The sequence below is a fragment of the Cryobacterium sp. PH31-O1 genome, assembly GCF_030063455.1.
GTDB lineage: Bacteria > Actinomycetota > Actinomycetes > Actinomycetales > Microbacteriaceae > Cryobacterium.
Genome location: NZ_JASITB010000001.1, coordinates 422,444 through 445,073 on the forward strand (window position 1 = coordinate 422,444; position 22,630 = coordinate 445,073).

Annotated in this window: 20 protein-coding genes; 9 read left to right on the top strand and 11 right to left on the bottom strand. The window is 65.8% G+C overall.

Annotation, left to right across the window (positions count from 1 at the left end; genetic code table 11):
• Nucleotides 1–103 precede the first annotated feature (103 nt).
• From QMK31_RS01985 to dut, 4 genes are all read right to left on the bottom strand, one after another.
• Complete coding sequence (locus QMK31_RS01985; RefSeq protein WP_283499263.1) at nt 104–2,950, bottom strand: aconitate hydratase; 2,847 nt, start codon at nt 2,948–2,950, stop codon at nt 104–106.
• A 209-nt stretch (nt 2,951–3,159) separates the two neighbouring features.
• Nucleotides 3,160–4,077 (bottom strand): DUF3159 domain-containing protein, encoded by a 918-nt coding sequence (locus QMK31_RS01990; protein ID WP_283499264.1) that lies wholly within the window; start codon nt 4,075–4,077, stop codon nt 3,160–3,162.
• Between the two features lie 7 nt (nt 4,078–4,084).
• Entirely contained in the window at nt 4,085–4,675 is a 591-nt protein-coding gene (locus QMK31_RS01995) for a DUF3710 domain-containing protein (protein WP_283499800.1), read from the bottom strand.
• Between the two features lie 35 nt (nt 4,676–4,710).
• Nucleotides 4,711–5,208, bottom strand: coding sequence for a dUTP diphosphatase (dut, locus tag QMK31_RS02000; protein WP_283499265.1), 498 nt, complete (start codon nt 5,206–5,208; stop codon nt 4,711–4,713).
• A 38-nt stretch (nt 5,209–5,246) separates the two neighbouring features.
• Between dut and QMK31_RS02005 the strand changes: the two genes are divergently transcribed.
• Complete coding sequence (locus tag QMK31_RS02005; protein ID WP_283499266.1) at nt 5,247–5,699, top strand: DUF3093 domain-containing protein; 453 nt, start codon at nt 5,247–5,249, stop codon at nt 5,697–5,699.
• Between the two features lie 16 nt (nt 5,700–5,715).
• Here the strand turns inward: QMK31_RS02005 and QMK31_RS02010 are convergent, their stop codons facing one another.
• A complete protein-coding gene (locus QMK31_RS02010; protein WP_092112645.1) occupies nt 5,716–6,009 on the bottom strand; it encodes a DUF4193 domain-containing protein in 294 nt (97 codons plus the stop codon).
• Between the two features lie 199 nt (nt 6,010–6,208).
• Between QMK31_RS02010 and sepH the strand changes: the two genes are divergently transcribed.
• On the top strand, nt 6,209–7,378 hold the full coding sequence (gene sepH / locus QMK31_RS02015; RefSeq protein WP_283499267.1) for a septation protein SepH: 1,170 nt from the start codon (nt 6,209–6,211) through the stop codon (nt 7,376–7,378).
• Nucleotides 7,379–7,390: 12 nt separating this feature from the next.
• On the opposite strand, the gene QMK31_RS02020 is transcribed toward sepH, so the two are convergent.
• Together QMK31_RS02020 and QMK31_RS02025 are read right to left on the bottom strand one after the other, a co-directional pair.
• Entirely contained in the window at nt 7,391–8,077 is a 687-nt protein-coding gene (locus QMK31_RS02020) for a response regulator (protein WP_283499268.1), read from the bottom strand.
• Entirely contained in the window at nt 8,070–9,743 is a 1,674-nt protein-coding gene (locus QMK31_RS02025) for a sensor histidine kinase (protein WP_283499269.1), read from the bottom strand. Before QMK31_RS02025 ends, QMK31_RS02020 begins: the two co-directional genes overlap by 8 nt.
• 181 nt (nt 9,744–9,924) lie before the next feature.
• Between QMK31_RS02025 and QMK31_RS02030 the strand changes: the two genes are divergently transcribed.
• From QMK31_RS02030 to QMK31_RS02050, 5 genes are read left to right on the top strand one after another with little or no spacing between them, the layout of a single operon-like run.
• Nucleotides 9,925–10,923 carry a Bug family tripartite tricarboxylate transporter substrate binding protein gene (locus tag QMK31_RS02030; protein ID WP_502852460.1) on the top strand — a complete coding sequence of 333 codons (999 nt, stop codon included), beginning with the start codon at nt 9,925–9,927 and terminating at the stop codon, nt 10,921–10,923.
• 2 nt (nt 10,924–10,925) lie between these two features.
• Nucleotides 10,926–11,453: a tripartite tricarboxylate transporter TctB family protein gene (locus QMK31_RS02035; protein WP_283499271.1), complete on the top strand. Its 528-nt coding sequence runs from the start codon at nt 10,926–10,928 to the stop codon at nt 11,451–11,453.
• Entirely contained in the window at nt 11,453–13,054 is a 1,602-nt protein-coding gene (locus QMK31_RS02040) for a tripartite tricarboxylate transporter permease (RefSeq protein WP_283499272.1), read from the top strand. Before QMK31_RS02035 ends, QMK31_RS02040 begins: the two co-directional genes overlap by 1 nt.
• Nucleotides 13,055–13,111: 57 nt before the next feature.
• Entirely contained in the window at nt 13,112–14,269 is a 1,158-nt protein-coding gene (locus QMK31_RS02045) for a winged helix DNA-binding domain-containing protein (protein WP_283499273.1), read from the top strand.
• 28 nt (nt 14,270–14,297) lie between these two features.
• Nucleotides 14,298–15,341: an FUSC family protein gene (locus QMK31_RS02050; RefSeq protein WP_283499274.1), complete on the top strand. Its 1,044-nt coding sequence runs from the start codon at nt 14,298–14,300 to the stop codon at nt 15,339–15,341.
• Nucleotides 15,342–15,410: 69 nt separating this feature from the next.
• On the opposite strand, the gene QMK31_RS02055 is transcribed toward QMK31_RS02050, so the two are convergent.
• The 4 genes from QMK31_RS02055 to QMK31_RS02070 all read right to left on the bottom strand — a co-directional run bounded on the left by QMK31_RS02055 (nt 15,411) and on the right by QMK31_RS02070 (nt 19,484).
• Nucleotides 15,411–16,172, bottom strand: a complete 762-nt coding sequence (locus QMK31_RS02055; protein WP_283499275.1) for an amino acid ABC transporter ATP-binding protein — start codon at nt 16,170–16,172, stop codon at nt 15,411–15,413.
• A complete protein-coding gene (locus tag QMK31_RS02060; RefSeq protein ID WP_283499276.1) occupies nt 16,169–17,632 on the bottom strand; it encodes an amino acid ABC transporter substrate-binding protein/permease in 1,464 nt (487 codons plus the stop codon). Before QMK31_RS02060 ends, QMK31_RS02055 begins: the two co-directional genes overlap by 4 nt.
• A gap of 300 nt (nt 17,633–17,932) precedes the next feature.
• On the bottom strand, nt 17,933–18,967 hold the full coding sequence (locus tag QMK31_RS02065; RefSeq protein ID WP_283499277.1) for an NAD(P)H-dependent flavin oxidoreductase: 1,035 nt from the start codon (nt 18,965–18,967) through the stop codon (nt 17,933–17,935).
• 310 nt (nt 18,968–19,277) lie between these two features.
• Nucleotides 19,278–19,484, bottom strand: coding sequence for a mycothiol transferase (locus QMK31_RS02070; RefSeq protein WP_502852251.1), 207 nt, complete (start codon nt 19,482–19,484; stop codon nt 19,278–19,280).
• 560 nt (nt 19,485–20,044) lie between these two features.
• On the opposite strand from QMK31_RS02070, the gene QMK31_RS02075 reads away from it, so the two are divergent.
• Both QMK31_RS02075 and QMK31_RS02080 read left to right on the top strand, forming a co-directional pair.
• Nucleotides 20,045–21,898 (top strand): HNH endonuclease signature motif containing protein, encoded by a 1,854-nt coding sequence (locus QMK31_RS02075; protein ID WP_283499278.1) that lies wholly within the window; start codon nt 20,045–20,047, stop codon nt 21,896–21,898.
• Nucleotides 21,899–22,238: 340 nt separating this feature from the next.
• A complete protein-coding gene (locus tag QMK31_RS02080; protein ID WP_283499279.1) occupies nt 22,239–22,529 on the top strand; it encodes a DUF4287 domain-containing protein in 291 nt (96 codons plus the stop codon).
• Nucleotides 22,530–22,630 lie beyond the last annotated feature (101 nt).

The following is a 22,630-nucleotide window of genomic DNA, read 5'->3' on the forward strand; positions in this document are numbered from 1 at the left end:
GCGTGGACCCGAATGAATCGAGTCTACGCGCCGGCGTCGTACGGGAAGAGCGCTTGTGGCGACCTACTCAGCTCACGCCGTAATTGGTCACGCCTCAGTCAACTCAGACGAGCGAGCGCAGCACGTACTGCAGGATGCCGCCGTTGCGGTAGTACTCGGCCTCGCCCGGGGTGTCGATGCGCACGATGGCATCGAACTCGACCGGTGCCTTGCCGGCGGCCGAGAATTCACTCGGAACGCAGGTCACGTGCACGGTCTTGGGCGTCTTACCGTTGTTCAGCTCGGTAATACCCGAAATCGATACGATCTCGGTGCCATCCAGGCCGAGCGAGTCGGCACTCTGACCCACCGGGAACTGCAGGGGCACGACGCCCATGCCGATGAGGTTCGAGCGGTGAATGCGCTCGAAGCTCTCTACGATAACGGCCTTGACGCCGAGAAGACTCGTGCCCTTGGCTGCCCAGTCCCGGCTGGAACCCGACCCGTACTCCTTGCCGCCGAAGATGACGAGCGGAGTGCCGGCGGCCTGGTAGTTCTGGCTGGCATCGTAGATGTCGGCCTGAGGGCCTCCAGCGACGCTAAAGTCGCGGGTGAAACCACCCTCGACGTTGTCGAGAAGCTGGTTGCGCAGCCGGATGTTCGCGAAAGTTCCGCGAATCATTACCTCGTGGTTACCACGACGCGAGCCGTAGGAGTTGTAGTCGCCACGTTCAATACCGTGCTCGGCCAGGTAACGGCCGGCGGGGCCGTCAGCCTTGATCGAACCGGCCGGGCTGATGTGGTCGGTGGTGACGGAGTCGCCGAGCTTGGCGAGCACGCGGGCACCAGAGATGTCGACAACCGGGCTGGTTTCCAGGCTCATGCCGTCGAAGTACGGGGGCTTGCGCACATAGGTGGATTCGGCGTCCCAAGCGAAGGTGTCACCAACGGGCGTTTCGAGCGCCTGCCAGCGCTCGTCGCCGTCGAACACGCCGGCGTACTGGGTCTCGAACATGTTCGAGTCGATCGACTCGTCGATGGTCTTCTGCACCTCGGCGGCATCGGGCCAGATGTCCTTGAGGAACACATCGTTGCCGTCGTTGTCCTTGCCGAGCGAGTCGGTGTCGAAGTCGAAGTTCATGGTGCCGGCGAGGGCGTAAGCGATGACGAGCGGCGGGCTGGCCAGGTAGTTCATCTTCACGTCGGGGTTGATGCGTCCCTCGAAGTTGCGGTTACCCGAGAGCACGGCGGTGACGGCCAGGTCGTTCTCCTGCACGGCGGTGGAGATTTCATCTTCAAGCGGACCCGAGTTGCCGATGCAGGTGGTGCAGCCGTAGCCGACGAGGTAGAAGCCGAGGTCTTCGAGGTAGCCGTTCAGGCCGGCCTTCGCGTAGTACTCGGTGACGACCTTGGAGCCGGGAGCGAGCGTGGTCTTGACCCACGGCTTGCTCTTGAGGCCCTTAAGGCTGGCGTTCCGGGCCAACAGGCCGGCCGCGAGCATGACACTCGGGTTCGACGTGTTGGTGCAGGAGGTGATGGCCGCGATTGCAACAGACCCGTTGTCGATCGTAAACTCACGGCCGTCGGCGAGGGTGACGTCGGTCGGCTGCGGGTGCGACTGCGTGGGGCGGCTGGTGTGACGGTCCAGGCCGCTCTCGAACGCGTGGTTGTGTGCGGTCTCTTCGTCTTGGGAGGTCAGGCCGATCGGGTCGGAAGCGGGGAAGGTACCCTCTATTGCCGCGTCGACGAGCGACACGGGTGCGTTGGCGTAGTTGTCCAGGTCGCGCTCGAACTGGGTCTTGGCCTCAGAGAGAATGATGCGGTCCTGCGGGCGCTTCGGTCCGGCGATCGAGGGAACGACCGTGGACAGGTCCAGCTCGAGGTACTCGCTGAAAATCGGCTCCTGGTCGGGGTTGTGCCAGAGGCCCTGCAGCTTCGCGTAGGCCTCGACCAGCGCGACCTGCTCTTCGCTGCGGCCGGTGAGGCGCAGGTAGCCGAGGGTCACATCGTCGATCGGGAACATGGCGGCCGTCGAGCCGAATTCGGGGCTCATATTGCCGATGGTGGCGCGGTTAGCCAGCGGTACGGAGGCGACACCCGAGCCGTAGAACTCGACGAACTTACCAACGACGCCGTGCTTGCGAAGCATCTGCGTGATGGTGAGCACGACGTCCGTTGCGGTGACGCCGGCCGGGATAATGCCGGAGAGCTTGAAGCCGACAACCTTGGGAATGAGCATGGAAACCGACTGGCCGAGCATCGCAGCTTCGGCTTCGATTCCGCCGACGCCCCAGCCAAGCACGCCGAGGCCGTTAACCATGGTGGTGTGCGAGTCGGTGCCGACGCAGGTGTCGGGGTAGGCCTGGAGCACGCCGTTGACCTCGCGGGTCATGGTGACGCGGGCGAGGTATTCGATGTTGACCTGGTGCACGATGCCGGTTCCCGGTGGCACGACCTTGAAGTCATCGAACGCGGTCTGGCCCCAGCGGAGAAACTGGTAACGCTCACCGTTGCGCTCGTACTCGATCTCGACGTTCTTCTCGAACGAGTCGGGGGTGCCGAACAGGTCCGCGACAACGGAGTGGTCGATGACCATTTCGGTCGGGGCGAGCGGGTTGATCTTCTTGGCATCGCCGCCGAGTTCAACGAGGGCTTCGCGCATGGTGGCGAGGTCGACGATGCAGGGAACGCCGGTGAAGTCCTGCATGACGACGCGAGCCGGCGTGTACTGAATTTCAGTATCGGGCTCCGCGGTTGGTACCCACGCGCCGAGGGCACGAATGTGCTCGGCGGTGATGTTGGCGCCGTCTTCGGTGCGTAGGAGGTTCTCCAGCAGCACCTTCAGGCTGTACGGCAGCTTCTCGTAGCCGTCGACCGCGTCCAGACGAAAGACCTCATAGTCCGTCGAACCGACGCGCAGGGTGTCCTTGGCTCCGAAGCTATTTACCGCGGTATTTGTTGATTCCAACACAATGCCCTCTCCGTTGTGGGAGCCGACGGGAGACCGGCGGCAATCCTCAATTCTTGTGGCAGGCACAGCCTCGTGCCAGCAAGGCAAGCCTAACCAGCGGATGCCGGGGGCTGCCTTTTTCCATCGAGTTGTTTTGGTGAATTTTCACCGAGCAACTATCTTGACGTCGAGATAACTCTAGCAGGCGACCGCGGGCTGCCGGTCGTGATTCAGAGCGAGTCGGACGTCTCAGCTCTGCGATAGACGGACCGCACCATCAGCCAGGAGACGACGAGCAGCGGCGCGTAGAGCGGGATGCCCATGAGGAGCTTCATCGAGGCGAGCAGCTCGACGTTATCGGCGAGGTAGAGCGGAAGCTGCACGGCGAGGCGGCCAAGGAAGAGGCCGGTCCAGCACAGCGTCAAAATGGTGAGCACGCGACGCTTGCTGGCGTTGAGGCGCCAGGCGACACCATCGCCCATGAGAAAGCCGACGGCCACGCCGATGAGGGGCCAGCGCACGAGCACGGAGATCAACAGGGCTGCGCCGTAACCGGCGTTGGTCCAGAGGCCGACCAGAAAGAAGTCAGAGGGTTTGCCGGAGAACAGTGCAAGGGCCACGCTGATGGCGGTGCCGACGAGACCGCCGAGGGCCGGGGTCGTGGTCTGCCTGGTGATCGCGCGCAGCACCACGAAAATCACGCCGATCACGAGCGGGGCCACGAGCGAGGGCAGCAGCGTGCCGATCGGGTCACTCGTCACGTCGGTTGACGGGTCGATAGTGAGCGAGTAGGTAACCAGAAAGACCAGGCCGGGCAATACTGCTTCGACCAGACCGCGGATGCCGCCCATCGCTTTCAGTAGCGCGTGGCCGCTAATCGGCTCCCCCTCGGTCGCCGCCCCGAAGCCGGCGCGGCGGGCCGCTCCGGCCATCGAATCGGCGAAGAGTGCGGACGTTGTCGGCGGCACCGGGGTTGTCGGCGGCACGGGGGTTGACGGCGGCACGGGGGTTGACGGCGGCACGGGGGTTGTCGGCGGCACGGGGGTTGACGGCGGCACGGGGGTTGTCGGCGGCACGGGGGTTGACGGCGGTACGGCTGCTGATTCGTCGGCCGCGTACGGCTGTTCTGGCCGATCCTGGTCGCTCATGGCCTGGTTAGACTGCGGTGGTCTCGGTGGCGCCGGCAGGGGTGGCCGGCATGCGCAGCGGAATCAGGTCGCGCGGCGGCATCGGGGTGGATCCGCGCACGACGACGATGCTGCGGAACAGGTCTTCGATCTGTGCTGCGGCGTCCGGATCGATCGCGCCCTCGCCGGCGATCACTCCACGCAGGAACCAGCGCGGGCCGTCGACACCGATGAAGCGGGCCAGGCGGGTGACGCCACCCGCCTCCTGGCCCGCCGCGAGAGGAATCTCGGCGACGAGTTCGGGGCCGAACGGTCCCTCACGCGGCGTCGTCGTTCCGCCCTGCTTGCCGATCTGGTCAGCGATCTGGTCGCGAATCTCGTGCCACAGGCCGCTTGAGCGCGGCGCCGCGAACGGCTGCACCTGCAGGGTCGAACCGGCGAAGTCGAGACCGATCGCCACGACTCGCTTGCTGCCCTCTTCAATTTCAAGGCGCAGGTGCAGGCCTTCACGCGGAAGGATCTTGATTCCGCCGAGGTCGACGTACGGGCGAACCGGGTTGGCCTCTGACTCGTCGAACGGGCCATCAGTCTCGCGGTCGTCGGGAGCCGACTTTGGCATGAATTCGGGGGTCTCCCCCAGGTTCGTGAGGTCACTCACCGGATATCTCCTGTCTGCGGGGCCGTTAGGCCCGGCACTGGTGCGTTGTCGTGCGTGCGCGGCTGAACGCCGGTCGACCCGAAGCCGCCCTCGCCGCGGTGGCTGCCTGGCAGCTTATCGACGGCGATGAAAGTGGCCCGGGCGACGGGCATCACGATGAGTTGGGCGATACGATCGCCGACGGCGATCGGGAATGACTCGCTCAGGTCGGTGTTGAGCAGGGCCACCTTGATTTCGCCGCGGTAGCCGGCATCCACTGTTCCCGGAGAGTTCACAATGGTGATGCCGTGCCTGGCGGCGAGCCCGCTGCGAGGAACAACAAACGCCGCAAAACCGTCGGGTAGGGCGATCGACACGCCGGTACCGACAAGTGCACGGGTTCCCGGAGCGAGCACAAGGCCTTCAGCCGCATGCAGGTCAGCCCCGGCATCACCGGGGTGTGCGTAGTTCGGGAGGATGGATGCCTGGATCAGGACTTCGACGCTTTCTACCACGTGTCGAGGGTAGTGCAGATATCTGATCGAATAGAGCCATGCCTGATTACCGCGAAAAACTGTGGCCCAACGCCTGGGCCTTCATCGTCACCGCCCTGGTGATCCCAGCGAGCATTCTCGTGCTCGTCCCCATTTCCCTGTTTGCCGGCATAGTGACGGCCGCCGTTCTGTACGGCGGCTGCGTGCTGCTGCTCGTGCTGGCTGCGCCGGTCGTGCGCGTGCAGAACGGCGAACTGATCGCCGGCCCCGCCACGATCTCCACCGGACTGCTCGGCGAAGCGACGGCCTTCGAGAAGTCAGAGGCCACCCAGGAACGCGGCCCCCGACTGGATGCTAGAGCCTGGCTGCTTATTCGTGGCTGGGTCGACCCGGTCGTGCGCGTGCCCATCGTGGATGCGACCGACCCGGCACCGTACTGGATCATCTCCAGCCGGCACCCAAGAGAGTTGGCCGCCGCGATCAATGAATCGCGAACGGCCAACGTGGGGTAATGCAGGTGCCAGTGGTCTAGGAGTCGCACTCCAGGCAGACGGTGCCGAGCTTGGTTTCGTGTCCCATCTGCGAGCGGTGCTTCACCAGGAAGCAATTCACGCAGGTGAACTCGTCGGCCTGCGCGGGCAGAACGACGACATCGAGGTCCAGGTCGGACAGGTCGGCGCCCGGAAGGTCGAACCCACCGGGGTTGTCGGAGTCGTCGACATCAACGCTGCCGGACATCTTGTCTGGCACACGTTCCTTGAGGGCCTCGATCGACTCGGAGTCGTCTTCAGTCTTTCGGGGTGCGTCGTAATCGGTTGCCATGCCCATCCATTTCAGTTACGCCGATAAACGAAATCGGCGGGCACAGTTTCCAACAATCCGGACGGAATAGCAAACCGTCCGCCAACTATTTATTCGGACACGAAGAAACAACTTGCGGCACGCCCGGCGTATTCCCGCGAATAGACACCAACCCGTGGCAGTCTTGCAGCCAACGGTAATCGCGAGAGGGCTTGTCTTCATGCAGGAATTGAAGGTTATTGGGGTTGAGAACGGTGCGCTGCTGGCAGCGTCCGAAGATGGCGACCGGTATCGCATCGCCATCGACGAGGTTCTACAGTCTCGGCTTCGTCAAACCCAGACGGAACGCACCAACGCACCCAAGTTGTCTCCTCGGGAGGTTCAGGCGCACATCCGCTCCGGCATGTCCGCCGAAGACGTCGCCGCCGTCACCGGCGCATCACTCGACTACGTGCGCCGCTTTGAGGGCCCGGTCGTGGCCGAGCGGGAGTACATCGTCTCCTCAGCCCTGAGCGTTCCGGTACACACCGCCATCGACCCGGACCCGGTTGACGAGAACGTCAACTTCGGTAGCGTCATTCGGGAACGCCTCGCCTCGCTCGGTGCGACCGGTGAACGGTGGGCGAGCTGGAAAGAGCCCGGCGGCGGCTGGATCGTCAAGCTGTCGTTTACCGCCGACGAGATCGACCATGATGCCCGCTGGGGATATGAGCCAAAGAAGAACTCACTGTCTCCGATCGGCAGCGAAGCCATAGCGCTGTCCCAGCAGGGTGAGCTCAAGGGCTCACTGATTCCGCGCCTGCGCGCGGTCGGCTCGGAGACGAGCGACGCCGACGTGTCGCGTTTCGACAGCAACGCCTTCAATTTTAAGGAATCCCTCGCCGACGAGATCCTCAACGACACCAGCCCGAACCTCGAAGCCGTTCCGTACTCCCGTGGGGCCAGCCGGGACGATGCCGTGTCGAAAGCGGCGATCAAACGCGCGGCAGAGCCTGCTTCGAACATGAGCGAAACCGCTGACCTTCTGGAATCCCTGCGTCGTCGTCGCGGCGAACGCGAGGCGGCGTCGAGCGGGGCCGTTTCGAGTGGGGCGGCGGCCAAGCCGTCGGCATCCGCTTCGCTGCAGCAACCGGTGCTGCCGACGGCTGCGCAACCGTCAGCCTCACTCCGGCCGCGCCGGGCTGCTCCGACCGAATCCACGGTCACCGACGAATCCAGCGCGGCACCGGCCACCACGCCGGAGCCCACCGGAAATGCCTGGGCGAACCAGGCTGCCAGGGCGCAGGAACGCACCAATCACGGACGCACGACGCCCAAACGTGGGCGTGCCTCGATGCCCAGCTGGGACGAGATCGTGTTCGGCGCTCGCACCGACGACGACCTCGGCTAGTCAGCGCACGAGTCAACCGGCCAGCCAGGCGTAGCGACGCTGCGGGCGGCCGGTCTGGCCGTAGCGCAGCGTGACGGCGGCCTGACCGCTGGTCACGAAATATTCCAGGTATTTGCGGGCCACTACCCGGGACAGGCCGAGCAGTTCGGCGCACTCCGACGCGGCCAGGTCGGGTTCGCTGCCGGCGAGGGCGGCTGCGGCCAACGACGCCGTCTCCTTGCTCAGGCCCTTCGGCAGGGCCCCGACCGATGCCACGTTCGGCAGAGCGGATGCTCGCCCCAGCGCCTGGTCCAGGTCACTCTGGCTCAGGTCACCGCCGGCGCCGAGCAGTCGACGTCGTTTCGCGTAGGCGGCCAGCCTGGCCTGCAGTTCGACGATCTTGAACGGTTTGAGCAGGTAGCTCACGATGCCGCCCTGCAGTGCCGCGGTGACCATCTCGGCCTCTCGGGCGGCACTGAGCACGAGAAAGTCCACGTCGCGTCCGGCTTTTCGGGCCCGGCGGATCACGTCGAGTCCGGTCATGTCGGGCAGGTACATGTCGAGCAGCACGAGGTTTGGGGACTTGGCGGCGATCTGGGCGAGGGCGTCTGAGCCGGTCGCCGCTACGCCGACCACAGTGAACCCGGGCTGCTGCGCCACGATGCGTTCGTGGGCGCGCGCCACCATGAAATCGTCGTCGACGACGAGGACTTCACACACGGGTCGGTTCCTCCTCGGCGCTCGACCTGGCGCCATCGACCGGGAGTACGGCTTCGAAGACGGCACCGTTGTCGGCTCGGTAGTCGACCGATCCCCCGCGACGCGTTGCGACCAGGCGCACAATGGCGAGGCCGTAACCGTGGGAGTCTCCGCCGGCCAGCAAGGATTTGCTACTCACCCCGACCTCGAACACCCGGTCGATGAGTGCGGCGTCGATACCGGGCCCTGAGTCGCTCACCGTCACCCGCACCGCACCCGAAACGGTCTGCACGTCGAGGCATACACTGCGCTCCGGGGCTCCGGTCACGGCGTCGAGGGCGTTGTCGACGAGGTTGCCGATAACAGTCACGAGGTCCGCGGACAGGTCGCCATCGACTCGGGCCAGGGCCGATTCGGGCGACAGCACGAGTGTTGCGCCGCGTTCGCGGGCGAGTGAGGTCTTGGCGATCACGAGCGCGGCGACCGCCGGTTCCTGCATGCGGGTCAGCACGGAGTTGTCCAGTTCGGTGCGGTCACGCGTGACGGCATCGACGTATTCGACCGCAGCATCCGTGTCGCCCAACTGCATCAGCATTGAGATAGTGTGCAGCCGGTTCGCAAACTCATGGGTTTGGGCGCGCAGGGTATCGGTAGCTTGCCGACTGCTGCCGAGGTCGTGCTGCAGGGTGATCAGTTCGGTGCGGTCGCGCAGGGTCGTGACGACCTCGGGCCGGGACCTCGGCGGGTGGATGAGCGTCTGGTTCAGCACGAGCAGCACCCCGCGGTTCACGAAGACCGTGTCGATCGCGCCCACCTCCTGCGGGCGCAGCGCCCGCACGGCTTCCTCGTCGAGGCCGACCGTGTCGATGGCGCGACCCTCCGCATCACTGGGCAGACCGAGCAGGGTACGAGCGCTGTCGTTGGCGAGCGTGATGAGCCCGTCGGTGTCGATGGCGATCACCCCCTCCCTGATGCCGTGGATCATGGCATCCCGATGCTCGACCAGTCGGCCGATCTGTTCGGGCTCAAGGCCGAGGGTCTGCCGTTTCACTCGGGCAGCAAGCAGCAGCGATCCCGCGACGCCGAGCACTCCGGCCACCCCGACGTAGACGAGAAGGTTCGGTGCCGCGCTGACGAGCAGTTCGGTCACGGACGGAAACTCGCGGGCGGCGACCACGGTACCAACGACCTCCCCGGAGTTGGCCAGTACCGGCACCTGCGCGACCACGAAGTCGTTGGCGCCGATCGGCGCAACGCCGGCCCAGGCGGCGTCGGACGCGTCGGGTGTCGGGTCAATGGTGAGATTGGTCGTGAGCAGCCGTGGGTCGGCGGGTGAGGCGATCACGCGGCCAGCGGCATCCGTCACGAGCAATTGGTCGACTCCGGTCGTGGTGCGCAGCGCCTCGACCGGAACAGAGAACTGCTGAGATTCCGCGTCGCTGTCGAGCAGGCTGCGAACGAGCGGGGTGGCTGCGGTGTATTCGGCGACCGTCAGCATGCGTCGCTGGGCGCCGCTCTCAAAGCTGCTGCGGGTCTGCTCGATCGAAATGGCCGTGACGGCGATGAGCACGAGCGCGATCAGGCTCAGCTGGAACAGCAGCAGTTGACGGGTCAGGCTGAGCCGGGTTGAACGGATGCCGGACCCGCGCGGGCGCGGCATCGAGTCCCCTCGGTCTTCTCTGGCCATAAGAGATAATCCCTCATTCCGGGGTCAAACCGAAATTGGGGCCGACAACCGCAAGCTACACAACGTTCACTAACGTCACAAGTTGTGCCCGGCCCGGCCCACCGAGCAGGCTGAACTCGGCCAGCAAAGAGGCTCGCCAGAAATCGAAGAGGATTCAAGCATGCCAATCACAGCACGCACCATGCGCTCTCGCCGGACGGCGGGCACCGTCGTTCTCGCCGGCGCCGTCGCGCTCGCCCTTAGCGCTTGCGGGGTCACGAGCGCCAAGAACACCGAGGCCACCGACGAAGGCCCGATGCAAAACCTGCAGGTCATGATTCCCAACGCCCCGGGCAGCGGCTACGACGTCACCGGCCGTGCCGCAGTGAAGGTGATGGACGACCTGGGCCTCGCTACCGGCACCGAGGTCACCAACCTGGCCGGGGCCGGCGGAACCGTTGGCCTCGCCCGCACCCTGACCGAAACCGGCAACGCCAACTTTCTGCTCATGATGGGACTCGGCGTCGTCGGCGCCGCGTATACAAACGAGGGTGACGCCAAGGTCGCCGACGCGACCCCGATCGCCGGCCTGATCGAAGAGGCCGGCGCCATCTTCGTCGCCGCCGACTCCCCGTACCAGACCATCGACGACCTCGTCGCCGCGTGGAAGGCCGACCCGTCCACCTTCGCCGTCGGCGGCGGTTCGTCACCGGGCGGCCCGGACCACCTGCTGCCGATGCAGCTCGCGGATGCCGTCGGCATCGACCCGACGGCGGTCAACTACGTCGCTTACGACGGCGGCGGCGAACTGCTGCCGGCAATCCTCGGCGGCAAGCTGCAGTTCGGCGCCTCCGGCTACGGTGAATTCCTCGAACAGGTGAAGTCGGGCGACCTGCGGGTGCTCGCCGTCACGAGCGAAGAGCGCGTTCCCGTTATCGACGCCCCCACCCTCACCGAAGAGGGCATCGACCTGGTCTTCACCAACTGGCGCGGGCTGCTGGCCGCCCCTGGCCTGTCCGATGCCGAGATTGCCCGCCTCGTCGACGCCGTCACCGCCATGCACGACAGCCCGGAGTGGAAGCAGGTTTTGGAGGACAACAGCTGGACCGACGCCTTCATCACCGGCGACGATTTCAGCACCTTCCTCACCGAGCAGGACACCCGCGTCGCTGACGTGCTGAAGACCCTGGGCCTGGTCTAATCGTGTCCTCCCCCAGCTCCGAAGCTGCGTCCGGCTTTCGCGCGCGCCTGCGGGGTCGCTCCGAGCTCGGTGTTGCCGCCCTGCTCGCGGGAATCGCGATCGTGATCGCGGTCGACACCGCGAACATCCGTCACACGGCCATTAACGCCGGCGTGATGGGACCGCAGGTCGTTCCCACGATCATCGCGACCGGCCTGGCGCTGTGTGCGATCGCCCTGGCGATCTCGGTGTTGCGGGGCGGCCACGCCGACGCCGAAGACGGCGAGGACATCGACCTCTCCCAGAAGGCCCACTGGCCCACCGTCTTCGGCCTCGGCGCTCTCATTCTCGTCTTCGCCCTCTCGATGGACTTTCTCGGTTTCGTGATCGGCAGTGCGCTGCTGTTCTACGGCTCCGCCCTGCTGCTCGGCTCGAGGCGCTTCGTCTGGGCGCTCGTGATCGGCATTCTTCTGGCCGTCGGCACGTTCTATGGCTTCGTACTGGGCCTCGGCATCAACCTGCCGGCCGGCCTGCTGACGGGAATTCTCTAATGGAAAATCTCACCCTGCTGATGGAGGGGTTCGGCAACGCGCTGACCCTGCAGAACCTGCTGTTCGCCCTCATCGGTGTGCTACTCGGCACCGCCGTCGGCGTGCTGCCCGGCATCGGCCCGGCCATGACCGTGGCCCTGTTGCTGCCGCTCACCTACGCCCTCGACGTGACCGGTTCGCTGATCATGTTCGCCGGCATCTACTACGGCGGTATGTACGGCGGCTCGACGACCTCGATTCTGCTCAACACCCCGGGCGAGTCTTCGTCGGTCGTCACGGCGCTCGAGGGCAACAAAATGGCCAAGGCCGGCCGCGGAGCGCAGGCGCTAGCGACGGCCGCGATCGGCTCTTTCGTGGCCGGTACGCTCGCCACCGGCGCCCTTGTCTTAGTCGCTCCGTTCATCGTGGCGATCGCGATCGGCCTGGGAGCTCCCTCATACTTCGCGCTGATGGTCTTCGCTTTCGTTGCCGTCAGCGCAGTGCTCGGCTCGAGCCGCATTCGCGGGCTCGCCTCGCTGTTCATCGGTCTCACCATCGGACTTGTCGGCCTCGACGCCACGACCGGCCAGGCACGGCTGACTTTCGGGCAGCCGCTGCTCTCCGGCGGCATCGACGTCGTCGTCATCGCCGTCGCCCTGTTTGCGGTCGGTGAGGCCCTCTGGATCGCCGCGCACCTGCGCCACGGCACACCCCCGACGATCCCGGTCGGGGTGCCGTGGATGGGCAAGGACGATTGGAAGCGCAGCTGGAAACCGTGGCTGCGCGGCACGGTCATCGGCTTTCCGTTCGGCGCGATTCCGGCCGGTGGCGCGGAAATTCCCACCTTCCTGTCGTACGTGGCGGAGAAGAAGCTGTCCAAGCATCCGGAACAGTTCGGGCACGGCGCCATCGAGGGCGTCGCCGGCCCGGAAGCGGCCAACAATGCCTCAGCTGCCGGTACGCTCGTACCGCTGCTGACCCTCGGTCTGCCGACCACGGCGACCGCCGCAGTGATGATCGCCGCGTTCAACCAGTACGGTATCCACCCCGGACCGATGTTGTTTCAGACCGAACCGGTGCTGGTCTGGACCCTGATCGCGAGCCTGTTCATCGGCAACACGCTGCTGCTCGCGCTCAACCTGCCGCTCGCTCCGCTGTGGGCCAAGCTGCTGCGCATTCCGCGGCCGTACCTCTACGCGGGAATTCTGTTCTTCGCCACGTTGGGTGCCTACGCGGCGGGCATGCAGACCTTCAACATTCTGATTTTGCTGCTTCTGGGCGCGTTGGGCTACATGGCCCGTCGCTTCGGGTTTCCGGTGCTGCCGATCATCGTCGGCGCCATCCTCGGCCCGGAGATGGAACGCCAGCTGCGCCGAGCGCTGCAGATCAGCGCGGGCGATCCCGCCGCGCTGCTGAGCGAACCGCTCGCCGTCGTGGTGTACACCGTGATCGTGGTGTTCCTCGTGGTACCGCCGCTGGTCAAGGCGCTGCGGCGCCGGTTCGGTGGTGGCGGACCGACGGCCGGGCCGCCCGAGGATCAGTTCGATGCCTTCGGCACCCAGACCTCCGATGGAAGCGCCCGAGTCATTCAGGCTGTCCGCCCGAATAGCCGCAGAAAATAGCGCGAGCGTTTTTCACGCCTGAGCGAACGCGGCGCGGGAGTTGAGCATACTGGTGTCATGCCCGTTGCCCTCTCCCGCGCCGACGTCGTACGCTTGCGCCTGCACGCCCAGGGTCTGGCCGGCGATCCGTTGCCGAGTGCCGTCGCCGTCGCCGAGCGGATGCTCGCGGTGCAGGCGCAGGACTACCAGGCTGGACAGTGGGCCCTCGGCGTGCGCTCCCCCGGCGCAACCCTGGCCGACGTGCAGGCAGCCGTTTCGGCGGGTGAGATCGTGCGGTCGTGGCCAATGCGGGGCACGCTGCACTTCGTTCCGGCCGGGGAACTGGGCTGGATGCAGGGTCTGACAACCCCGCGCCTGCTCGCCAAAACCCGCACGATCAACGAACGGCTCGGCCTCGACCTGCCCGTGCTGGAGCGTGCTCGTGAGGCCGCGATCACCGCGCTGACCGGGCAGAAACAGCTCAGCCGCGCCGAATTCATGACCATGCTTCAGGCGTCCGCCCTGCCGACCGAGGGCCAGCGCGGATACCACACCATCGCCCACCTCGCTCTCACCGGAACTCTATGCTGGGGACGCCAGGTCGGCACCCAGCAAGGGCTGGTGCTGCTCGATGAGTGGGTGCCGACCCCACGCCGGCTTGAGCGCGATGAAGCGCTCGGCGAATTCGTATACCGCTATTTTCTCGGCCATGGGCCGGCGACCCTGGTGGACTTCGCCTGGTGGTCGCAGCTCACCGTCGCCGACGCGAAAACCGGCCTGGCCGTGGCCCGGCGCAGGCTCACCGAGGTGCAGGTCGACGGCGCAGCGCATTTTCTAGCCGCCGAAACAGCGGATGCCGCAGTCGTGGCGACGGGCCGGCGCCAGCACACGCCGGTGCTCGCGCTCCCCGGGTTCGACGAGTACCTGCTCGGGTACCGGGATCGCAGCCACGTGATCGCCGCCGCCGATCTCACCCGGGTGGTACCCGGACTAAACGGAATCTTTCTGCCGCTCGTCGTCACGGACGGGCGTATTGTCGGCACCTGGCGCAAGAAGATCGCAACGTCGGGACTCACCGCAGCGGCGACGCTGTTCGAAGCACCGGCGACGACGACCGCCCAGGCCCGGGCCGACAAAACCCAGCGCGGCTTCGCCCGCGCAGCGTCGCACTACGCACGGTTTCTGGGCGTGAAGCATCGGCCGATCGCGAAACCGGCGGTGTCGGCATCCGCTTGAGCGGTCGCAGTCGGGTTAGCCTTGACCAGTGAAACTTACCTCGGCCCTGCGCATCTCCAAACGACTCCCGGTGCTGCAGGTCGTCAAGATGGCCGTCGCCGTGGCCCTCGCCTGGCTCGCCTCCCAGCTGCTGCTGCCGAGCAACCTGCCGATCTTCGCCGCGATCGCGGCCCTGCTCGTGGTGCAGCCGAGCGTCAACCAGACCCTCGGCCGTGCCATCGAACGCACCGCGGGCGTGATCGGCGGTGTCATCATCGCCTCGTCGATCGGATTCTTCCTCGGTCAGTCCAGCTGGGTCGTACTCGGCACTATCGTGGTGAGCATCCTCGTGGCGTGGGCGCTGCGCCTGTCCCCGGTGTCGGCGAGCCAGATTCCGATCAGCGCCATGCTGGTGCTCGCCCTCGGTGCTACGACGCCGGGGTACGCCCTCGATCGCATCCTCGAGACCTTTATCGGCGCGGGTATCGCCCTGGTCATCAACGCCCTCATCGTTCCCCCCGTGCTGATAGCGCCAGCGCGCGACGCCGTCGGCCTGCTCGCCCGCGAGCTCGCCGACACCTTTGACCGTATCGCGCAGGCGCTGCGCACCCCGCAGACTCCGATCGACCTGATGGAGCTGATGATTAAGGCCCGTCTGCTGCGCCCCATGCTCGTGTCGGCAGAAAAGGCCATCGCCCAGGCGGAGGAGAGCCTCATGCTCAATCCGCGCAAGGCCAAGCTGCGCGTGGCGCTCGACGCCGACCACGACATGATCGAGCGGCTGCCGACTCTTGTCACCCGCGCCATCGGCATGACCCGCGCCCTGCACGACCACTACGACGCGTCCCTGCAGTTCGAGCCGAGCGTTCAGGCGTTTTCTCGGGAGCTCGCCCGGGCCGCCCACGACCTGGCTCTGCTCGCGCGGGAGGAAGGCGACCTCACGGGCGTGCCGGAGCCGGCGGACCTCGACGTGCTGGCCCTGACCGCGCCCCTGCGCATCGTCACGCCGCACCCGGACCACTGGATCCTGATCGGCTCACTCATGGAAGACCTGCGCCGGGTGCGCGAGGAGATCGTCGGCGATCGCGCCTGAGCCGGAACGTAGAAAACGGATGCTCCGCGCGGGTCGCGCGCGGAGCATCCGTTTTCTCCCTGACGCGGTCTACAAAACCTTGGAGAGGAAGTCCTGGGTGCGTGGTTGCTGCGGGTTACCGAACAGCTCGGCCGGGGTGCCCTCCTCGACGATGAGGCCGTCGGCCATGAAGATGACCCGGTCGGCGACCTCACGGGCGAACCCCATCTCGTGGGTGACGACGACCATGGTCATGCCTTCGGCGGCAAGGTCGCGGATGACCTGCAGCACCTCGCCGACCATCTCAGGGTCGAGGGCGCTCGTGGCCTCGTCGAAGAGCATGATGTCGGGGTTCACGGCGAGCGAGCGGGCGATGGCCACGCGCTGCTTCTGACCGCCGGACAGCTGGGCGGGACGGGCGGTGGCCTTGTCGGCGAGGCCTACCCGGTCGAGCAGCTTGAGGGCGGTGGCACGGGCATCCGCTGTGGATTGCTTCTTCAACTCGACCGGAGCGAGCATGATGTTCTGCAGCACGGTCATGTGCGGGAACAGGTTGAAGTGCTGAAATACCATGCCGATGTGCTGGCGCACCTCGTTGAGGTCAACGGTCTTGTCGCCGAGGTTGAATCCGTCGACGATGACCGTGCCGGCGCTGAGCTCATCGAGCTTGTTGAGGCAGCGCAGAAAGGTGGACTTGCCCGAACCCGAGGGACCAATGACGCAGACGACCTCGCCCTCGGTGATCTCGACGTCGAGGCCCTTGAGCACCTCGTTGGAGCCAAACGATTTGCGCAAACCGCTGACACTAATTTTACTGCCGACGCTCGCGGTGCTATTGGCGCTGGTGCTCATTTGTTGAACCTCTTGTCGAGCTTGTTGGAAAGCATTGTGAGCAGGTTGATGACGATGAAGTAGAGCGCTGCGACGATCAGCAGGGTCTCGCCGGTGCGAAAGTTGGCGGCGTAGATCTGCTGGCCCTGGTAGGTGAGCTCGGCGAAGCCGATCACGGCCAGGAGCGAGGTGTCCTTCAGGGTCATCACGAACTGGTTGATGAACGAGGGCGTCATGATCTTCACGGCCTGCGGCAGCACGACGCGGCGCATGGTCGTGACGTAGCCGAGTCCGAGGCTGCGGCCGGCCTCGGTCTGGCCCGGGTCGACCGACTGGATGCCGCCGCGCACGATCTCGGTCATGTATGCACCGGCGTTGAGGCTCAGCGTGAGCACACCGGCGGTGAGCACGTCGATCGACTGCCCGGTCAGTTGCGGCAAGCCGAAGTAGAAGAAGAACGCTTGCACGAGAAGCGGCGTGCCGCGAAAGATGCTGACGTAGACGCTGGCCAGGCCGCGCAGCACGCGGCTCTCTGAAACCTTGAAGAACCCGAACAGCACACCCAGCACGAGGGCAATCAGAATCGACAACCCGGTCGCGAGCAGGGTCAGCCCGAGGCCCTTCATGAGGGCTGGCAGGCTGTCGCTCAACAGACCAAAGAAACCGGATGCTGCGGCGGGTGCCGGCTGCTCGAGATACTCATCGAGGATGGCCTGGTACTCGCCGCTGTCTTTCAGCTCGGCCAGACCGGTGTTGAACGCGGCGAGCAGTTCGGGATTCTGGCCCTTGTTGACAGCGAAACCGTAGGAGCTGCCCTGCTCCTTCTCGGTGACCGACTTGAGGCCGTTGTTCTGATTGATGCCGTAGGCGAGCACGGGGTAGTCGTCGAAGACCGCGACGGAGTTGCCAGCCTTGACGTCGTCGTACATCGTGGCCGAGTCGGCGAGGGCCTTGACGGTGAAGTCGTACTCGTCCTTGATCGAGTTGGCGAAGGTCTCGCCCTCGCTGCCGCGCTTGGCGACGACGGTTTCGCCGGCCAGGTCGGAGTACCCGGTGATCTTGGCATTGTCCTCGGCGACGGCCATCTGAACGCCGGAGTCGAAGTACGGGTCGGAGAAGTCAAAGATGAGTTTGCGCTCATCGGTGATCGACATTCCGGCGATGACGCCGTCGACCTGATTGGATTGCAACGCCTGCAACGCCGCGTCGAAGCCGAGCGACTTGATCTCCACTTTGAAGCCCTGGTTCGCGGCAATGTCACGAATCAAATCCATGTCGATACCGGTCAGTTCACCGTTCTCGCGGTACTCGAACGGCGCGAAGGTGGTGTCGGTGCCGATGACGTAGGTTTCGCCGGTGACGGCGGTCGGCGGCTGGCTCGCTGTCGCGGCGCTGACGCCGGCGAATCCGCCGGCGAGGGCCAGCAGCGCCGTGACGGCAACCGCGAGCTTTCCCGCCCGAAAAATATTCAATGTGCGCAAAGGGAAACCATTTCTTGTCGTGCGATTCGCGCCGATCGACGCTGACCTAACCGGGCCGATGCTGCATACCCGTCGAAAGAGCCTACCTTGGGGTGCACTCCAGAAGAGTTTCGGGTCGGGCCGCCAATCGCCGCACCGGCGGCCTGGACGCGACTGCTGGCTGACGCTGGCACGCTGGCTGGCTGGCTGGCTTGCAGGCTCGCTGGCTTGCAGGCTTGCAGGCTTGCAGGCTTGCTGGCTTGCTGGCTTGCAGGCTTGCAGGCTCGCTGGCTTGCAGGCTCGCTGCCTGACTGGCGGCGGCTAGCTGACGACGGCTAGCTGCGTGTCATTCCAGAGGGTGCCGAGCACCGCCGCCGCCGGGCCGGTGCGCGCCTCACGAAAACCGGTGCCTGCCCAGAGAGCGAGCCCGTCGGGGTCGCCGCGGCGGGCAGCATCCGCTCGAACGACCTTGGTGAGGTGGTGCACCTGCGGATACTCATGGGGCGCTGCCGCGTCGTGGGCGGTGATGAAGGCGTTCCGCAGCCCGCGCGCCGGACGACCAGAGAATGCGCGGGTGATGACGGTCTCGGTGAAGCGCGGGTCGACGAGGGCACTCTGATGGGCCGGGTTCGCGCCGGATTCCTCGGTGCGCAGAAAGGCAGTGCCGAGTTGCACGGCCGCGGTGCCTCCGCCAGCGAGCAGCGACGCGATCTGACCCCCAGAGTGGATGCCGCCCGCCGCGATGAGCGGCAGCGACACCAGCTCGCCAATCGCGATCAACAACTCCCCCAGGGCCAGGGTGCCCGGTTCGCCCCTGGTAGTGAACGTTGCCCGGTGCCCGCCGGATTCCGGTCCCTGAACGCACAGGGCGTCGACGCCGAGGCCTTCGGCCTGGCGGGCCTCTGACACCGACGTGACCGTGGCGATTAGGAAGGACCCCGCGGCGTGCATCCGCTCTATGACGTCGTCGGACGGCAGGCCGAAGGTGAACGAGACCACCGGTACGCGATGGGCGATAACCAGGGCGACCTTCTCGGCGAACCAGTCGTCGTCGGCGTCAGCTATCTGCCCGAGAGAGAGGCCGTACTCTCGGCCGAGCAGGTCCCGAAGGGTTTCAACGGCCGCTCGGTCGGTCAGCGGCGCCTGCGGCATGAACAGGTTGACACCGAACGCGTGCTCGGTGCGTTGCCTCACCTCGACGATCTGTGCGGCCAGGGCCTGCGGCGTCTTGTACCCGCCCGCCAGAAAGCCAAGGCCGCCCCCGTTGCTCACCGCGACCACGAGGTTCGGAGTCGATGCGCCGCCCGCCATCGGCGCCGCAATGATCGGAATCTCCAGGTCGTTCAGGGTGAACACGGCAATCTCCTCATCATTAGAGCGTTCTTCCAGTAACTGAAATGGCGAACTACTACGGTCATTCCGGGTGCGCTTCAGCCAGCGTCCCCCTTGCACCTTGGCACAGTTCCCAGCGTGTCCGTGACGAAACGGCTCAACGGGCTGGCCTTAAGAACCGACCTCAGCAACCGGTCTTACGAGCCGGCTTTGCGAACCCGCCTTACGACCCGACGTCACGAACCGGCCTTACGAGCCGGCGTCACGGGCCGCCGCCTCCAGGCGTTCTCGGTAGGCCTGCCACCAGGCAGCGTCAGCGGACGGCAGGTTACTGTTATCGGCTCGCAGGCCGACGGAACCGTCCCAGGTAACCTGCTTCAAGGCTCGCTACGTGTTTGATCAGGCCCAATAGGTTTGTGCCGGTCGGCACCATGGGGCGCCGCACGTCGCATTCGCTGAGCCCGTCGAGTTTCCAAATGAGGGCCTCTCGGCCGGTGCTCAGGTTGCGCAGCAGGGTCACTTTCTCCGCGGAATCATCCATGCCTTCAGCTTTGCAGCCTGTCTCGGTCTGGCATTGGCCGCGAACGGATGCCACCTCGGCCAGCCCTTCTGCGAAGTCTGGGACCGTGGCTTGGAGGTCCGCCGTCCAGTCTCCCGTCGTACTGGAGCGGGCTGCCGAACCGATGCTCCGCCACTGCCCCTGATCCAGTGGGGCCAGTTCAAGGGCTCCTCTCCAACGAACCGGCGCATACCGAATCCGCTCCAACCGCGGGAGCGCAGTTCTGGGGGACGGGGCCCGGGCCCCGTCCCTGGGCCCAGGTTAGAAACTGGGCCCACGGTCACAACATGGGCCCGGCCGGCGGATCGCAGCATTGGCCGAAAGGCGCGGCATGAACCTGCAGGCCAATTTGAGGATGCGAATTCGTTCATGACTTCGATTTGGGCCACGCAAGGCGCTGAATAGTCCCGACGGAACGGCGCCCCACGGCCCGACACACAGCGAAATTAGCTCGAACTCGTGGTTCCGATACTTTCCCAGGCCACTTTTGCTCCTGAGGTTTTCTTGAGATTCTCTCGCTTTTATGTTCGATTTGCGGTAAAATGGATCTGAAGGAGGCACTGACGCCCATGTTCATGGAAAACTCCGGCACCACCGCCTCGAATCCCGCCATTGTCGCGGTGGAGCAGGCGAGGGATCTCTTGCTGGCAGCGTTGGGTGGGGTGTCGTTCGGTCTGCTCGGTGACGAGGAATCCCTGACTATGCTGCTGGCTTTGGAGAGCGTGGGCCGAGTCGTCGATGGAGCCCGGGTGCTCTCCACGACCGATGTGCTCCGCCGCTCCGAGTACTTCGATGCTTCCGCCGCGAAGAGCGCCGCAGCTCGGGCTACCGCCGGCCAGAGTGCTGCGACCCAGACGGCCGCCGGTGCGGCGGTGGTTTTGGCCGCGCCGACCTTGGCGCGTCGGCTCGGCTGCCGCAGCGGCGTCGAGCTGGTCTGCACCCTGGCCCGGGTCTCCCGCGCCCAGGTGCGCCAGCGTGCCGCGCTCGGCGCGAAAACCGGCCAACGGATGCTGCTCGGCCGCCCCCTCACCCCCATATACCCCGTTCTTGGCGATGCCCTGCAGAACGGAGCCGTCGGGGTGGAGCAGGCCCGTGTCATCGTGACGGTGCTCGACGGCCTGCGCACCTCGGTACTGATCGAGGGCCTCGACCGCGTCGAACGCTCCCTCGTCGCCAGCGGCTCCGGCACGATCACCCCCGAAACCGCGGGCCTGCCCGGCGCCGGCATCGCCTTCGCCCCCGAACTGCTCCGACAGCAGGGCATTCAATGGCAGGCACGCCTCGCGCCCGACGGATCCGCGCCCGGCGACACCCCCGCAGAGCGGCGCAGCTGGCTGAGCTTCGGCGGCCTCAGCAACGGCGGCTACAGCCTCAGCGGCTGGTTCACCACCCTCGACCGTGCCATCATCGGCAACGTCTTCGACGCCTACCTCTCCGCCGCCGCGACCAACCCCGTCCCCGGCACCACCACCGGCGCTACCACCGGCTCGACCCCCACCCCGAAGACCGACACCCCGAAGACCGACACCAACGACACCGCGCCGCGAACGACGGTCCAATTCCAAGAAACCGAACCCACCAACACCGACCACACCGACCACACCGACCACACCGAAGACACCGAAGACACCGAACCGTCGGCCAGCGAGAACCCGGCCGAGGCTGTTGCCGAGAAACCGACGGAGGCTGAGGCAGAAGTCGAGGCCGAAACCGAAGCTGAAACCGAAGCTGAAGCTGAAGCCGAAGAGAGTGTTCAGCCCGACGGGCTCGGTCCCTGCCCGCAACAACCCGACGACACCCGGTCCATCAGCGAGAAACGAGCCGGCATCCTCCGCGCCGTCTTCGAAGCCGCCGCCCGACAACCCGACACCCCCACCATGGGCGGCGCCGCCCCCACCGTACTCGTACACATCAACATCAACGACCTCCTCGCCGGCCGCGGCGCCGGCTGGATCGACGGCCTCGACGGACCCCTCACCACCCACCACGTCAACGAACTCATCGACGCCGCCGGCTACCAACCCATCCTGTTCGGCCACACCGGCACCATCCTCAACCTCGGCACCACCCACCGATTCTTCACCAACACCCAACGCCGAGCCCTCGCCGCCCGCGACGGCGGCTGCATCATCCCCGGCTGCACCATGCCACCCCAATACACCCAAGCCCACCACGTCATCCCCTGGAACCAAGGCGGCCCCACCAACATCGACAACGCCGTCCTCCTCTGCAACGCCGCCCACACCAGCATCAACACCTCCGGCTGGGACATCGACATGCGCAACGGCCGACCCTGGATCCGCGGCCCCCTCCTCCTCGACCCCACCCAAACCTGGCGCCCCGCCCGCCAAAACCGCGCCACCACCCCCACCGAACAACCCAACTGGAACAAATAGGCTCTGGACCACCAGCGCATCCACCCAGCCCATTCCACCCAGCCAGCCAGCCAACACCAATTCCCACGGTTGAGCGCGCCGGGACCTGCTACCCAGGGACTGTCCGCTAGGGACTGTCTCTTAAACGGTGGTTCCGGCCTAACACGCTGGACGTGGGTCTGGCGGGGAAGGTACCGTAGGGACGACGCTCGATGCCGTGACGAAAATGACAAAAGCTGAGCCCACCGGTGAGGCCGTGCCGGCGTTTGACGCGGCCCTTGGCACGGAGTCAGGCGAGGTCGCAGCTCATCTGGTTGGTGCAGTAGTCAGTTCCGAGGCCCCCGTAAATCTAGGAGACGCGATGTCCTTTCAGGCCTATCTCACGGCGATTGAAGACAAAACCGGCCTGACGCCGCGTGAGCTGGTCGCGCTGGCGCACGAGCGCGGTTTCGATAACCCGGCGACGAAGGCCCCCGCCATCGTTGACTGGCTCAAGTCTGACTATGGCCTCGGTCGCGGGCACGCGATGGCCCTCGTCTACGTGATCAAGAACGGCTCGACCATCAGCGAGAAGCACGTCGGCACGGACGGCGTTCATCGCGACGAGTCCGTCGAACTGTGGCTCGACGGCAAAGACTCCCGCCCGGTCTGAAACTGGTCGCCGCGCTGGGATCGGCAGGGTGGAACTGCAGAGGGGGAGCACGATCATGGGGTGTTTCTACATCGCAGTCGGTCTGGTCTTCATGCCCATGA

What these genes read in the sequence shown, in the direction of transcription:
- QMK31_RS02025 (WP_283499269.1), bottom strand. Translation starts at nt 9,743, where the DNA reads ATGGCCAGAGAAGACCGAGGGGACTCGATGCCGCGCCCGCGCGGGTCC.
- QMK31_RS02075 (WP_283499278.1), top strand. Translation starts at nt 20,045, where the DNA reads ATGGATCTGAAGGAGGCACTGACGCCCATGTTCATGGAAAACTCCGGC.
- QMK31_RS01995 (WP_283499800.1), bottom strand. Translation starts at nt 4,675, where the DNA reads ATGCCAAAGTCGGCTCCCGACGACCGCGAGACTGATGGCCCGTTCGAC.
- QMK31_RS02045 (WP_283499273.1), top strand. Translation starts at nt 13,112, where the DNA reads ATGCCCGTTGCCCTCTCCCGCGCCGACGTCGTACGCTTGCGCCTGCAC.
- sepH (WP_283499267.1), top strand. Translation starts at nt 6,209, where the DNA reads ATGCAGGAATTGAAGGTTATTGGGGTTGAGAACGGTGCGCTGCTGGCA.
- QMK31_RS02030 (WP_502852460.1), top strand. Translation starts at nt 9,925, where the DNA reads ATGCGCTCTCGCCGGACGGCGGGCACCGTCGTTCTCGCCGGCGCCGTC.
- QMK31_RS02080 (WP_283499279.1), top strand. Translation starts at nt 22,239, where the DNA reads ATGTCCTTTCAGGCCTATCTCACGGCGATTGAAGACAAAACCGGCCTG.
- QMK31_RS01990 (WP_283499264.1), bottom strand. Translation starts at nt 4,077, where the DNA reads ATGAGCGACCAGGATCGGCCAGAACAGCCGTACGCGGCCGACGAATCA.
- QMK31_RS02070 (WP_502852251.1), bottom strand. Translation starts at nt 19,484, where the DNA reads ATGGATGATTCCGCGGAGAAAGTGACCCTGCTGCGCAACCTGAGCACC.
- QMK31_RS02005 (WP_283499266.1), top strand. Translation starts at nt 5,247, where the DNA reads ATGCCTGATTACCGCGAAAAACTGTGGCCCAACGCCTGGGCCTTCATC.
- QMK31_RS02055 (WP_283499275.1), bottom strand. Translation starts at nt 16,172, where the DNA reads ATGAGCACCAGCGCCAATAGCACCGCGAGCGTCGGCAGTAAAATTAGT.
- QMK31_RS02040 (WP_283499272.1), top strand. Translation starts at nt 11,453, where the DNA reads ATGGAAAATCTCACCCTGCTGATGGAGGGGTTCGGCAACGCGCTGACC.
- QMK31_RS02010 (WP_092112645.1), bottom strand. Translation starts at nt 6,009, where the DNA reads ATGGCAACCGATTACGACGCACCCCGAAAGACTGAAGACGACTCCGAG.